The following is a 12,822-nucleotide window of genomic DNA, read 5'->3' on the forward strand; positions in this document are numbered from 1 at the left end:
TCCCACAGGGGATTTGTGGTGAATGCCGGCTATGTGGGCAAAATCCGGTAAACTGCCGCACGTTTTTTCGTTTGAGTGTGTGTTTCCATGCAAATTGCCCTGGCACCCATGGAGGGGTTGGTCGACAACATCCTGCGGGATGTCCTGACCCATGTTGGCGGTATCGACTGGTGTGTCACCGAGTTCATCCGCGTCAACGACCGTCTGCTCACGCCGGCCTATTTCCATAAGCTCGCCCCTGAACTGTTGACTGGCGCCCGAACTGCTGCCGGTGTACCGCTGCGGGTGCAGCTGCTTGGTTCCGATCCGGTGTGCCTGGCGGAAAACGCGGCGTTGGCCTGCGAGTTGGGCTCAGAGGTGATCGACCTGAACTTCGGCTGCCCGGCCAAGACCGTGAACAAATCCCGGGGTGGGGCGGTGTTGCTCAAAGAACCGGAATTGCTCAACGAAATCGTCGAACACGTGCGTCGTGCGGTGCCAGAACACATCCCGGTCACCGCCAAGATGCGCCTGGGTTTCGATAGCCCGGATGGCGCGTTGGTCTGTGCCACGGCGTTGGCCGAAGGCGGCGCGGCGCACATTGTGGTGCATGCGCGGACCAAGGTGGACGGCTATAAGCCTCCCGCCCACTGGGAGTGGATCCCCAGGGTGCAGGAAGTGGTCAAGGTGCCTGTGTTTGCCAATGGCGATATCTGGAGCGTGGAAGATTGGCGTCGATGCCGTGAAATCAGCGGCGTCGAAGACATCATGCTCGGTCGCGGCCTCGTTTCTCGCCCTGATCTGGCTCGGCAGATCGCCGCGGCCCGGGCTGGTGAGGAAGTGATCGAGATGTCCTGGGCCGATTTGCAGCCGATGCTCCAGGACTTCTGGGTGCAAGTGGTCGAGCAACTGACACCCCGCCAGGCCCCGGGCAGATTGAAACAGTGGCTGGCCATGCTGACGCGCAATTATCCCGAAGCGGTGGCGCTGTTCAGCGCTCTGCGGCGGGAAACCGACCTGGACGCGGTGGGGCATCTGCTGGGTGTGCAGCACACCGAAGCGGCCTGAAAAAAATTCAAAAAAAGCTCTTGAAAAGTTTTTGGCGAACCCTAGATAAGGGTTACGCGATGCCGAATTCGGGTCGCGGAGACAAAAAAACTTGCTGAATTTTTCAGGAGATTTGAATCATGAGTACTGCATTTTCGCTGGCCCCGCTGTTCCGTTCCTCGGTGGGTTTCGATCGTTTCAACGATCTGTTCGAAACCGCTCTGCGCAACGAACCGGGCAGCAGCTATCCACCCTACAATGTGGAAAAACATGGCGATGACGAATACCGCATCGTGGTCGCCGCCGCCGGGTTCCAGGAAGAAGACCTGGACCTGCAAGTGGAAAAAGGTGTGCTGACCATCAGTGGCGGCAAGCGCGAAGCGAGCAACGACAGCGTGACTTACCTGCATCAAGGTATCGCCCAGCGTGCGTTCAAGCTGTCCTTCCGGTTGGCCGATCATATCGAGATCAAGTCCGCCGGCCTGAGCAACGGTCTGTTGAGCATCGACCTGTTGCGGGTGATTCCGGAAGAGGCCAAGGCCAAGCGCATCCCGATCAACGGGGCGCAGCAGCAACCCGCGTTGCAAAACTGATGCATCGCAACTGAAGAAGGGCGCCAGATGGCGCCCTTCTTCATTTTGGAGAACGGTGGAAGATTAATTGTGGCGAAGGGACTTCATGTGGGAGCAAGGCTTGCCCGCGATAAAAGCGATGCGGTCCTTCAAATACCGAGTCAGGCTGCAGTCGCGAGCAAGCTTTGCTCCCACATAGACCCCCCCTTGCCACAAGCGCTCCCCGTAGCGCCTCCATGTCACGGCAACAACCGCTCAAACGCCTCCAGCGGCAACGGCCGGCTGTGCAGGTAGCCTTGGTACAGGTGGCAACCCAGCCCCTGCAGGAATTGCAATTGCTCCAGGGTCTCCACGCCTTCGGCAATCATCACCAGGTTGAGGCTGCGGGCCATGGCGACGATGGCGCGGATGATCTCCGCGTCGTTGGGGTCGCTGGTGGCGTCGCGCACGAATGACTGATCGATCTTCAGCGTATCCACTGGCAGGCGCTTGAGGTAGGTCAGCGACGAATAGCCGGTGCCAAAATCGTCCATGGCAAAGCTCACCCCGAGTTTCTTGAGCCGGCGCATCTTGGCGATGGTGTCATCCAGGTTCTGGATCACGATGCCTTCGGTGATTTCCAGCTTCAGCAAGGAGCAGGGCAGGCCGTGGGTGGCCAGGCTGCTTTCGATGCGTTCGACGAAGTCGCTTTGGCGGAATTGCCGCGGGCTGATGTTTACACACAGGCTGAATTGCTCCGGATCGATCTTGCCCTTGGCGATCAGTTGCTTGAAGCCATCGCAGGCTTCGTCGAGGATCCAGGTCCCGACTTCCAGGATCAGGCCGCTGTCTTCCAGCACCTTGATGAATTCGTTCGGCGATTGGGCGCCCAGATCCGGGTGATGCCAGCGCACCAGGGCTTCGGCACCGACAATGCGGTTGTCCCGGGCATCGACCTGGGGCTGGAAATGCACGCTGAACTCGCCACGGGCCAGGGCCTGGCGCAGGTCGGTCTCCATGCGCAGCCGTTCGCTGGCGGCTTTTTGCATGGTGGTGTGAAACATCTGCGAGGTGTTGCGCCCCGAATCCTTGGCGCGATACAACGCAATGTCGGCGCGCTTGAGCAAATCGGTGGGCGTGGAGCCGTGGTCGGGAATCAGCGCTATACCGATGCTCGGCGTGACCTGCAGTCGCTGGCCATCGAGAAACATCGGCTCCGAAAGCAGTTCGCGCAGGGTGTCGGCCAGGGTTTGCACTTGCTTGCTGACTTCGTTGCGCGAGCCTTCCAGGCCGCTGAGCAGCACCACGAATTCGTCGCCGCCCAGTCGCGCGACGGTGTCTTCCAGGCGCACGCTGGCCTCCAGGCGCGCGGTGATGATTTTCAAAACGGTGTCGCCCACCGGGTGACCGAGGGAATCGTTGATGTGCTTGAAGTGGTCCAGATCGAGAAACAGCAGGGCGCCACGCAAATTATGGCGCTTGAGCAGGGCGATCTGCTGGCTCAGCCGGTCCATCAGCAAGGCCCGGTTGGGCAGGTTGGTCAGTGGGTCGTGATAGGCCAGGTGGCGGATCTGGGCTTCGGCATTGCGTAGCAGGCTCACGTCCCGGGCGGTCAGCAGCAGACACGCCGTTTCATTGAGCGTGATGGGCTCGACCGAGACCTCCACCGTGAGGATTTCCCCCCGTTTATTGCGCCCGAGCATTTCCTGGTGAACGACGCGGCCCTTGAGTTGCAATTCGGCCAGCAGGGCGGCGCGTTGTTTTTCTTCGGCCCAGATCCCCACTTCGTAGACCGTGCGCCCGATCACCTCGTCGGCGCGGTAGCCGGTCAACCGACAGAAGCCGTCGTTGACCTCCAGGTAGCGACCGCTTTTGTGCTCGGTGATGGTGATGGCGTCGGGGCTGGAATGAAACGCCTTGGCGAATTTCTCTTCGCTGGCCTTGAGGGCAGCTTCGGAGCGTTGTTGCTGTGTGATGTCCCGCAAGGTCGTGACGATGCAGGGCTGGTTGCCGACGTTGATCTGCCGGCTGGAAATCACACAGGTCAGCGGCTGGCCGTTCTTATGATGAACGACGATGGCGACATTGTTCAGCGATTGTTCGCGGATCACCCGTTCGATGCGTTGCAGGCTACTGCCCGAGGCGTCCCAGAGGCCGATTTCGTCGGCGCCGAGGCCGATCACGTCGTTGGCGGTCCAGCCGAAGGTCTGGGTGAAGCTTGAGTTGATCTCGAGAAACCGGCCACTGTCCTGGTGGGTGACGCAGATCGGGTCGGGGCTGACCTGGAACAGCGTGGCGAATTTTTCTTCCGAGGCGGCCAGGCTCTGTTCGCGCTCCACCTGGTCGGTGATATCCAGCAAGGTGCCGGCCATGCGCAAAGGGCTGCCGTCGTCGTTGCGGTAGAGGCGGGCGCGGCTTTCCAGGTAGCGCGAGCTGCCGTCCGGCAGTTGCACCCGGTAGGTCAATTGGTAGTTGCCCGCCGGGCCTTCGCGCAGGCTGCGATAGGCGTTGCGCATGTTGTTGCGTTCTTCCGTGGGGACGCCCTCGAAAAACGCGTCGAACGATTCGTGGAAGGGCTTGGGTTCCAGGCCATGGAGCTGCGCGGCGCGGGCCGAGCCGTAGAGCATGCCGCTGGGAATGTGCCAGTCCCAGGTGCCCAGTTGCGCCGAGTCGAGGGCCAGGTCCAGGCGTTCCTGGCTGTCCTTGAGGGCCTGTTCGGCGAGTTTGCGCTCGGTGGTGTCGAGAAAGGTGCTCAACAGGTAGGGCTGGCCTTCGAGTTCGACTTTTTGCGCACTGAGAATGCCGTTATGAATCTGGCCGTTGCTGGCCCGGAACTCCACCTCCGTGCTCACCAGCTCGCCCTTGGCTTTGGTCGCTTCCACCAGTTTCGCCCGTTGGCTGGGGTCAACCCACAAGCCCAGCTCCAGGGTGGTGCGGCCGATTACGTCATGCACCGGCCAGCCGAACAGGCTTTCGAAATACTGGTTGGCTTCGCTGATCAGCCCGTCCTCCTGGCGGGTCAGCAAGACCATGTTCGGGCACAGATGAAAGAGCGTGGCGAAGCGTTTTTCCGAACTGCGCAGGGCTTGTTCGCGCTCGCGCTGATGGGTGATTTCGCGGATCACCCCGATCATGCGCGGACGGCCATGCTTGTCGGGCAGCACGCTGCCGCTGATCTCCAGCCAGTGCAGGCTGCCATCGGGCCAGACGATGCGGTGGTGCATCGCCTGTTCCAGCGGCGCCCCGGCCACTGCCGCGTGAAAGGCGCGCACGGCCCGGGCCCGGTCTTCGGGCAGCAACAGGTCCAGATAATCCACATCCGCCGGCAATGGCTGGCGCGGATCGAAGCCGAACAGCGCCTGGGTGCCGCGGGACCAACTGATCTGCCCGCTGTCGATGTCCCACGACCAGGCCCCCAGCCGAGCGCCGTTCAGGGCGGCCAGCAACTGCGGCGCGCTGTCCCAGCTTTGCTCGGACCGTTTCGGGTCTAGCGCCTGGATGCGTGGCAAGGGCGGGAGATGGTCAGCGGGTTTGGGCATTTCTGGCGAGCCTTGAGCGGGTTTGGGCATTAAGCACAAGCATCCAAGGCCCTACAGGCGCGGCACAACCTATGCCTTTGTCCCTGGCAAATCGATTTGTGCGTCCAGTAAGGCCATGAAAGCCCGTGCGGCGTTCGACAGCGTCCGTTCGGTGTGCAAGATATAGCCTAGCTGGCGACTGAGTTGTATGCCCGGCAAAGGAATGCGCGCCACCTGTTCGTCGAGCATGGTGCGCGGCAAAACGCTCCAGGCCAGGCCGATGGAGACCATCATTTTTATCGTTTCCAGGTAATTCGTGCTCATGGCGATGTTCGGTGTCAGGCCCTGGGCCTCGAACAGCCGTCGCACGATGTGATGGGTAAAGGTGTTGCCCCCCGGGAAAACCGCCGGATGCAAGGCAATGTCCGCCAGGCTGACCGCGCCGTTTTCCAGTAATGCATGCTCGGGGGCGACCACGAAATCCAGGGGGTCGTCCCACACCGGCGTGGCCCTTACCAGCGTGTGGGGTTCGGGGGCGAGGGTGATGACGGCCAGTTCGGCCCGGCCATGGAGGATTTCTTCGTAGGCCACTTCCGAATCCAGAAACTGAATGTCCAGTGCCACCTGGGGGTAGCGGCGGGTGAACTCCCTGAGTAGAGGCGGCAGGCGGTGCAGGCCGATGTGGTGGCTGGTGGCGAGCGTCAGGCGCCCGGTCACTTCGCCAGTCAGGTTGGTCAGGGCGCGGCGGGTGTCGTCCAGCACATTGAGGATTTGATAGGCCCGTGGCAACAGGGCCCGGCCGGCCTCGGTCAGGCCCACTTCACGACCCAGGCGGTCGAACAGGCGCACCTTGAGTTGTTGTTCGAGGCCGGCAATGCGCTTGCTGATGGCCGGCTGGGTCAGGTGCAGGCGTTCGCCGGCGCCGGAGAAACTGCCCGTCTCGGCGATGGCAATAAAGGCATTGAGATTGGCGAGGTCCATGGCGGTTCCGGTCGAATTCCAGTTGGTTATGCAAAGTATAAAAAATATGAATTTGAGTTATTTAATGTAACCCCATAGGATCAGCCTCACAAGCCAAGGGGTTATTGATTCGTTCAGGCCCGGGGCATAGAAACAAGCTGATGAGGAACCGTCTGATGGCCGGCAAAACGCTCTACGACAAGCTCTGGGATTCGCATTTGGTCAAGCAGCGCGACGATGGCTCGGCGCTGATCTACATCGATCGTCACATCATCCACGAAGTGACTTCGCCGCAAGCCTTCGAAGGTTTGCGCCTGGCCGGGCGCAAGCCGTGGCGCATCGATGCCAACATCGCGACCCCGGACCACAACGTACCGACTACGCCGGAGCGCAAGGGCGGCATTGAAGCCATTGCCGACCAGGTCTCGCGCCTGCAGGTCCAGACCCTCGACGATAACTGTGACGAATACGGCATCGTCGAATTCAAGATGAATGACGTGCGCCAAGGCATCGTCCACGTCATCGGCCCGGAGCAGGGCGCGACCTTGCCGGGCATGACCGTGGTCTGCGGCGACTCGCACACCTCGACCCACGGTGCCTTCGGCGCCCTGGCCCATGGCATCGGCACCTCCGAGGTGGAGCATGTGCTCGCCACCCAGTGCCTGGTTGCCAAGAAAATGAAGAACATGCTGGTGCGCGTCGAGGGCAAGTTACCGTTCGGCGTGACTGCCAAGGACATCGTCCTGGCGGTGATCGGCAAGATCGGTACCGCGGGTGGTAACGGCCACGCCATCGAGTTCGCCGGCAGCGCGATCCGCGACTTGTCCGTCGAAGGCCGCATGACCATCTGCAACATGTCCATCGAGGCCGGTGCCCGTGTCGGGCTGGTGGCCGCCGATGAAAAAACCGTGGAATACGTCAAGGGCCGTCCGTTCTCCCCGAAAGGTGCTGAATGGGACATGGCGGTCGAAGCCTGGAAAGACTTGGTCTCCGATGCCGATGCGAAATTCGACACCGTAGTCGAGCTCGACGCGAGCCAGATCAAACCGCAAGTTAGCTGGGGCACTTCGCCGGAAATGGTGCTGGCGGTGGACCAGAACGTACCGGATCCGGCCAAGGAAATGGACCTGGTCAAGCGTGACTCCATCGTCCGCGCCTTGAAATACATGGGCTTGAGCGCCAACCAGGCGATCACCGATATTCAACTCGATCGCGTGTTCATCGGTTCCTGCACCAACTCGCGGATCGAAGACCTGCGCGCCGCGGCGGTGATCGCCAAGGGCCGCAAAGTTGCCTCGACGATCAAGCAGGCCATTGTGGTGCCGGGCTCGGGCCTGGTGAAGGCCCAGGCCGAAGCGGAAGGGCTGGACAAGATTTTCCTCGAGGCCGGTTTCGAGTGGCGCGAGCCAGGGTGCTCGATGTGCCTGGCGATGAACCCGGACCGTTTGGAGTCGGGCGAGCATTGCGCCTCCACCTCCAACCGTAACTTCGAAGGCCGTCAGGGCGCCGGTGGCCGTACGCACCTGGTGAGCCCGGCGATGGCCGCGGCGGCGGCTGTCAACGGCCGTTTCGTCGACGTCCGCGAATTGATCTGAAGGAGCGCAGCATGAAAGCTTTTACCCAGCACACCGGTCTTGTCGCGCCTTTGGATCGTGCCAACGTCGACACCGACCAGATCATTCCCAAGCAGTTCTTGAAGTCCATCAAGCGCACCGGCTTCGGCCCGAACCTGTTCGACGAATGGCGTTACCTGGATGTCGGCCAGCCGTACCAGGACAACTCCAAGCGGCCGTTGAACAAGGATTTCGTGCTCAACGCCGAGCGTTACCAAGGCGCCAGCGTGTTGCTGGCCCGGGAGAACTTCGGCTGTGGTTCCAGTCGCGAGCACGCGCCGTGGGCCCTGGAAGAATACGGTTTCCGCAGCATCATCGCGCCGAGCTACGCCGACATCTTCTTCAACAACAGCTTCAAGAACGGCTTGTTGCCGATCATCCTCAGCGATGCTGAGGTGGATGAGTTGTTCCAGCAGGTCGAAGCCAACCCCGGCTACCAGCTGAAAATCGACCTCGCGGCCCAGACCGTGACTCGCCCCGACGGCAAGGTGTTGGGGTTCGAGATCGATGCGTTTCGCAAACATTGCCTGCTCAACGGCCTGGATGACATTGGCCTGACCTTGCAGGACGGCGAGGCGATTGCCGCGTTCGAGGCCAAGCATCGGGCGAGCCAGCCTTGGTTGTTTCGCGATGCTTGATTTTGCGTAAGGCGTAACGACGCCATCGCGAGCAGGCTCGCTCCCACAGGGATTTTCTTTACGCCGCAAATCCAATGTGGGAGCGAGCCTGCTCGCGATGAGGCCAGAACAGACACAGCCAAAAGGAAGTTCCATGACCAGCACCGCCCACAGTCAGGTTGTACAAAAGCAATTCGGTGAACAGGCCTCGGCCTATCTGAGCAGTGCCGTGCACGCCCAGGGCGCTGAGTTCGCGCTGCTACAGGCTGCGCTGGCTGGCCGTGGCGATGCCCGTGTGTTGGACCTGGGCTGTGGCGCCGGCCATGTGAGTTTCCACGTGGCGCCGCTGGCCGGTGAAGTGGTGGCCTATGATTTGTCCCAGCAGATGCTCGATGTGGTGACTGCGGCGGCCGCGGAGCGGGGCCTGGGCAATATCAGCACGGTGCGCGGTGCCGCCGAGCGTTTGCCCTTCGCCGACGGTGAGTTCGACTTCGTGTTCAGCCGCTATTCGGCGCATCATTGGAGTGACCTGGGCCTGGCGTTGCGGGAGGTGCGTCGGGTGCTCAAGCCGGGCGGGATGATGGCGTTCATTGACATCCTGTCGCCGGGCACGCCGTTGCTGGACACCTACTTGCAAAGCATCGAAGTGCTGCGCGACACCAGCCATGTGCGCGATTATTCGGCCGGCGAGTGGTTGCGCCAGGTCAGCGAAGCGGGGTTGCACACCCGCAGCACCTCACGCCAGCGCCTGCGCCTGGAGTACCACTCCTGGGTCGAGCGCATGCGTACCCCCGAGGTGATGCGTGCGGCGATTCTCCAGCTGCAGCGTTCGATGGGTGATGAAGTGCGTGAATATTTTGAGATTGAGGCCGATGGTTCGTTCAGTACAGATGTACTGGTGCTGTGGGCCGAGCGGTAGCATTTTTCCCGGCCAGCGCCAGAGGCCTGTGTCGACAGAGCAAACGAGGAAAGCATGAGCAAGCAGATTCTGATTCTCCCAGGTGATGGCATTGGCCCGGAAATCATGGCCGAAGCGGTCAAGGTCCTGGAGCTGGCGAACGACAAGTACAGCCTGGGCTTCGAACTCAGCCACGACGTGATCGGCGGCGCGGCCATCGACAAGCATGGCGTGCCCCTGGCCGACGAGACCCTGGACCGTGCCCGTGCCGCCGATGCCGTGCTGCTGGGTGCCGTGGGCGGCCCGAAATGGGACAAGATCGAACGCGACATCCGCCCCGAGCGCGGCCTGCTGAAAATTCGCGCGCAACTGGGCTTGTTCGGCAACCTGCGTCCGGCGATTCTTTACCCGCAACTGGCCGATGCATCGAGCCTGAAGCCGGAAATCGTCTCGGGCCTGGACATCCTCATCGTTCGCGAGCTGACCGGCGGCATCTATTTCGGCGCCCCGCGTGGCACCCGCGAGCTGGATAATGGCGAGCGCCAGGCCTACGACACCCTGCCGTACAGCGAAAGCGAAATCCGCCGTATCGCCCGGGTCGGCTTCGACATGGCCCGCGTGCGTGGCAAGAAGCTGTGCTCGGTGGACAAGGCCAACGTGCTGGCCTCCAGCCAATTGTGGCGCGAAGTGGTCGAGCAGGTGGCCAAGGATTACCCGGACATCGAACTGAGCCACATGTACGTCGACAACGCCGCCATGCAACTGGTGCGCGCGCCGAAGCAGTTCGACGTGATCGTCACCGACAACATGTTCGGCGACATCCTGTCCGACGAAGCGTCGATGCTCACCGGTTCCATTGGCATGCTGCCGTCGGCTTCCCTGGACGCCAACAACAAGGGCATGTACGAGCCATGCCACGGTTCGGCGCCGGACATCGCCGGGCAGGGCATTGCCAACCCGTTGGCGACCATCCTGTCGGTGTCGATGATGCTGCGTTACAGCTTCAACTTGAACGATGCCGCCGACGCGATCGAAAAAGCCGTCAGCGTGGTCTTGGACCAAGGCTTGCGTACCGGCGATATCTGGTCGCAAGGTTGTACCAAAGTCGGTACGCAGCAAATGGGCGATGCAGTAGTCGCCGCGCTGCGGAATCTGTAATCTTTCGGGCCCACTGCTTCGACGGTGGCCCACTTTTGTATAGGTGTAGTTGCGATGAAACGTGTAGGTCTGATCGGTTGGCGCGGCATGGTCGGTTCCGTGCTCATGCAGCGAATGCTGGAAGAGCAGGATTTCGATCTCATTGAGCCGGTGTTTTTCACCACTTCCAATGTCGGTGGCCAGGGCCCATCCGTGGGCAAGGACACCGGTGTGCTCAAGGATGCCTACAGCATTGACGAGCTCAAGACCCTCGACGTGATCCTGACCTGCCAGGGCGGCGACTACACCAGCGAAGTATTCCCCAAGCTGCGTGAAGCCGGCTGGCAGGGTTACTGGATCGACGCCGCCTCCAGCCTGCGCATGCAGGACGATGCGGTGATCATCCTCGACCCGGTCAACCGCAAGGTCATCGACCAGCAGCTGGATGCGGGCACCAAGAACTACATCGGCGGCAACTGCACCGTCAGCCTGATGCTGATGGGCCTGGGTGGCTTGTTCGAAGCCGGGCTGGTGGAGTGGATGAGCGCCATGACTTATCAGGCGGCATCCGGTGCCGGTGCGCAGAACATGCGTGAACTGATCAAGCAGATGGGCGCGACCCACGCCGCCGTCGCCGATGACCTGGCCAACCCGGCCAGCGCCATCCTCGACATCGACCGCAAGGTCGCCGAGGCGATGCGCAGCGATGCCTACCCGACCGAGAACTTCGGCGTGCCGCTGGCCGGCAGCCTGATCCCGTGGATCGACAAGGAACTGCCTAACGGCCAGAGCCGCGAAGAGTGGAAGGCCCAGGCCGAAACCAACAAGATCCTCGGTCGCTTCAAGAGCCCGATCCCGGTGGACGGCATCTGCGTGCGCATCGGCGCCATGCGTTGCCACAGCCAGGCGCTGACCATCAAGCTGAACAAAGACGTGCCGATAGCCGACATCGAAGGGCTGATCAGCCAGCACAACCCTTGGGTCAAGCTGGTGCCGAACAACCGCGAAATCAGCATGCAGGAGCTGAGCCCGACCAAGGTCACCGGCACCCTGAATGTCCCGGTGGGCCGTTTGCGCAAACTGAACATGGGTTCGCAATTCGTCGGTGCCTTCACCGTCGGCGACCAACTGCTGTGGGGTGCGGCCGAACCGCTGCGTCGCATGCTGCGGATCCTGCTCGAGCGTTGATCGATTGTCGCTGTGAAAGAACCCGCGCCTTGTGAGAGGTGCGGGTTTTTTATTTGGGGGGGCGGTTTTGGGATTTTATGCGCCTGAGGCGGCGCCATCGCGAGCAGGCTCGCTCCCACATGGGATCCTTGGTGGTCGCAAAACCTGTGGGAGCGAGCCTGCTCGCGATGGGACCAGCCCAGGCACCGCAAATCCCCCTGCCAATTGCCTGCATACCGACCACCCGGTAAAGTGCCGCTCCCCACGTTTTACCTGAGGTAGACCCATGAGCCAGTCCTTTGATATTGCCGTGATCGGCGCCACCGGTACTGTTGGCGAAACCCTCGTCCAGATTCTCGAAGAGCGGGACTTCCCGGTCGGTAACCTGCACCTGCTGGCCAGCAGCGAATCGGCAGGCAGCTCGGTGATGTTCCGCGGCAAAAACGTGCGGGTGCGCGAGGTCGACGAGTTCGATTTCAGCAAAGTCCAACTGGTGTTCTTCGCGGCGGGCCCAGCGGTGACCCTGAGTTTCGCCCCGCGGGCCACGGCAGCCGGTTGTGCGCTGATCGACCTGTCCGGTGCCTTGCCGCCCGAACAGGCGCCGCAGATCGTGCCGGAAGCCAACGCCCAAGTATTGGCTGGCTTGAACAAACCGTTGCAGGTCAGCAGTCCCAGCGCGTCGGCCACGGCCTTGGCGGTGGTGCTGGCGCCGCTGCGTGAATGCCTGGATTTGCAGCGCATCAGCCTGACCGCCAGCCTCGCGGTGTCGGCCCAGGGCCGCGTGGCCGTGAGCGAGTTGGCGCGTCAGACTGCCGAGCTGCTCAACGCCCGTCCGCTGGAGCCGAAGTTCTTTGACCGGCAGATGGCGTTCAACCTGCTGGCCCAGGTTGGCGCGCCGGACGAGCAGGGGCATACGCAGCTGGAAAAACGCCTGGTCCGCGAGTTGCGCCAAGTGCTGAATCAGCCTTTGTTAAAGATTTCCGTCACTTGCATTCAAGCCCCGGTGTTTTTTGGCGATAGCTTTAGCGTGACTGTGCAGTCTGCCAAGGCCGTCGACCTGGCCAAGGTCAACGCGGCTTTGGAAGCGGCGCCCGGTATCGAGCTGGTGGAGGCGGGCGATTACCCGACGGCGGTGGGCGATGCGGTGGGGCAGGATGTGGTCTACGTTGGTCGTGTGCGCGGCGGGATCGACGATCCGGCGGAGCTAAATATGTGGCTGACGTCAGATAACGTGCGCAAGGGCGCGGCGCTCAATGCCGTGCAGGTGGCTGAGTTGTTGATAAAAGACTTGCTGTAAAAGATACTTGGCATCAATTTGTCGAATGATTCTAGCTG

The 12,822-nt window shown here is 61.7% G+C and carries 10 protein-coding genes; 8 read left to right on the forward strand and 2 right to left on the reverse strand.

Going from position 1 to position 12,822, the window contains the following annotated elements; translation table 11 throughout:
• Positions 1 to 87: 87 nt before the first annotated feature.
• The gene (locus DTP52_RS18165; RefSeq protein WP_109754593.1) at positions 88 to 1,047 is read left to right on the forward strand and encodes a tRNA-dihydrouridine synthase; all 960 of its coding nucleotides are present in this window, start codon (positions 88 to 90) and stop codon (positions 1,045 to 1,047) included.
• 119 nt (positions 1,048 to 1,166) lie between these two features.
• Positions 1,167 to 1,619 (forward strand): Hsp20 family protein, encoded by a 453-nt coding sequence (locus tag DTP52_RS18170; protein ID WP_003203872.1) that lies wholly within the window; start codon positions 1,167 to 1,169, stop codon positions 1,617 to 1,619.
• Positions 1,620 to 1,837: 218 nt separating this feature from the next.
• On the opposite strand, the gene DTP52_RS18175 is transcribed toward DTP52_RS18170, so the two are convergent.
• Both DTP52_RS18175 and DTP52_RS18180 read right to left on the reverse strand, forming a co-directional pair.
• On the reverse strand, positions 1,838 to 5,116 hold the full coding sequence (locus DTP52_RS18175; RefSeq protein WP_109754594.1) for an EAL domain-containing protein: 3,279 nt from the start codon (positions 5,114 to 5,116) through the stop codon (positions 1,838 to 1,840).
• Positions 5,117 to 5,185: 69 nt separating this feature from the next.
• Positions 5,186 to 6,076 carry a LysR family transcriptional regulator gene (locus DTP52_RS18180; protein WP_109754595.1) on the reverse strand — a complete coding sequence of 297 codons (891 nt, stop codon included), beginning with the start codon at positions 6,074 to 6,076 and terminating at the stop codon, positions 5,186 to 5,188.
• 155 nt (positions 6,077 to 6,231) lie between these two features.
• Here DTP52_RS18180 and leuC point away from each other — a divergent pair, with 155 nt between their 5' ends.
• From leuC to DTP52_RS18210, 6 genes are all read left to right on the forward strand, one after another.
• Positions 6,232 to 7,650, forward strand: a complete 1,419-nt coding sequence (leuC, locus tag DTP52_RS18185; RefSeq protein ID WP_109754596.1) for a 3-isopropylmalate dehydratase large subunit — start codon at positions 6,232 to 6,234, stop codon at positions 7,648 to 7,650.
• 11 nt (positions 7,651 to 7,661) lie between these two features.
• The gene (gene leuD, locus DTP52_RS18190; protein WP_109754597.1) at positions 7,662 to 8,306 is read left to right on the forward strand and encodes a 3-isopropylmalate dehydratase small subunit; all 645 of its coding nucleotides are present in this window, start codon (positions 7,662 to 7,664) and stop codon (positions 8,304 to 8,306) included.
• Positions 8,307 to 8,439: 133 nt separating this feature from the next.
• Positions 8,440 to 9,204: a class I SAM-dependent methyltransferase gene (locus DTP52_RS18195; RefSeq protein ID WP_109754598.1), complete on the forward strand. Its 765-nt coding sequence runs from the start codon at positions 8,440 to 8,442 to the stop codon at positions 9,202 to 9,204.
• A gap of 54 nt (positions 9,205 to 9,258) precedes the next feature.
• Complete coding sequence (gene leuB / locus DTP52_RS18200; RefSeq protein ID WP_109754599.1) at positions 9,259 to 10,341, forward strand: 3-isopropylmalate dehydrogenase; 1,083 nt, start codon at positions 9,259 to 9,261, stop codon at positions 10,339 to 10,341.
• A gap of 54 nt (positions 10,342 to 10,395) precedes the next feature.
• Entirely contained in the window at positions 10,396 to 11,508 is a 1,113-nt protein-coding gene (asd, locus tag DTP52_RS18205) for an aspartate-semialdehyde dehydrogenase (RefSeq protein ID WP_109754600.1), read from the forward strand.
• Positions 11,509 to 11,773: 265 nt separating this feature from the next.
• Positions 11,774 to 12,784, forward strand: coding sequence for an aspartate-semialdehyde dehydrogenase (locus DTP52_RS18210; RefSeq protein ID WP_109754601.1), 1,011 nt, complete (start codon positions 11,774 to 11,776; stop codon positions 12,782 to 12,784).
• Positions 12,785 to 12,822: the final 38 nt, after the last annotated feature.

Source organism: Pseudomonas sp. 43mfcvi1.1 (assembly GCF_900115935.1).
Taxonomy (GTDB): Bacteria; Pseudomonadota; Gammaproteobacteria; order Pseudomonadales; family Pseudomonadaceae; genus Aquipseudomonas; species Aquipseudomonas bijieensis.

Excerpts from the sequence above, each read along its gene's own strand:
- DTP52_RS18165 (WP_109754593.1), top strand. The coding sequence starts at position 88 with ATGCAAATTGCCCTGGCACCCATGGAGGGGTTGGTCGACAACATCCTG.
- DTP52_RS18170 (WP_003203872.1), top strand. The coding sequence starts at position 1,167 with ATGAGTACTGCATTTTCGCTGGCCCCGCTGTTCCGTTCCTCGGTGGGT.
- DTP52_RS18175 (WP_109754594.1), bottom strand. The coding sequence starts at position 5,116 with ATGCCCAAACCCGCTGACCATCTCCCGCCCTTGCCACGCATCCAGGCG.
- DTP52_RS18180 (WP_109754595.1), bottom strand. The coding sequence starts at position 6,076 with ATGGACCTCGCCAATCTCAATGCCTTTATTGCCATCGCCGAGACGGGC.
- leuC (WP_109754596.1), top strand. The coding sequence starts at position 6,232 with ATGGCCGGCAAAACGCTCTACGACAAGCTCTGGGATTCGCATTTGGTC.
- leuD (WP_109754597.1), top strand. The coding sequence starts at position 7,662 with ATGAAAGCTTTTACCCAGCACACCGGTCTTGTCGCGCCTTTGGATCGT.
- DTP52_RS18195 (WP_109754598.1), top strand. The coding sequence starts at position 8,440 with ATGACCAGCACCGCCCACAGTCAGGTTGTACAAAAGCAATTCGGTGAA.
- leuB (WP_109754599.1), top strand. The coding sequence starts at position 9,259 with ATGAGCAAGCAGATTCTGATTCTCCCAGGTGATGGCATTGGCCCGGAA.
- asd (WP_109754600.1), top strand. The coding sequence starts at position 10,396 with ATGAAACGTGTAGGTCTGATCGGTTGGCGCGGCATGGTCGGTTCCGTG.
- DTP52_RS18210 (WP_109754601.1), top strand. The coding sequence starts at position 11,774 with ATGAGCCAGTCCTTTGATATTGCCGTGATCGGCGCCACCGGTACTGTT.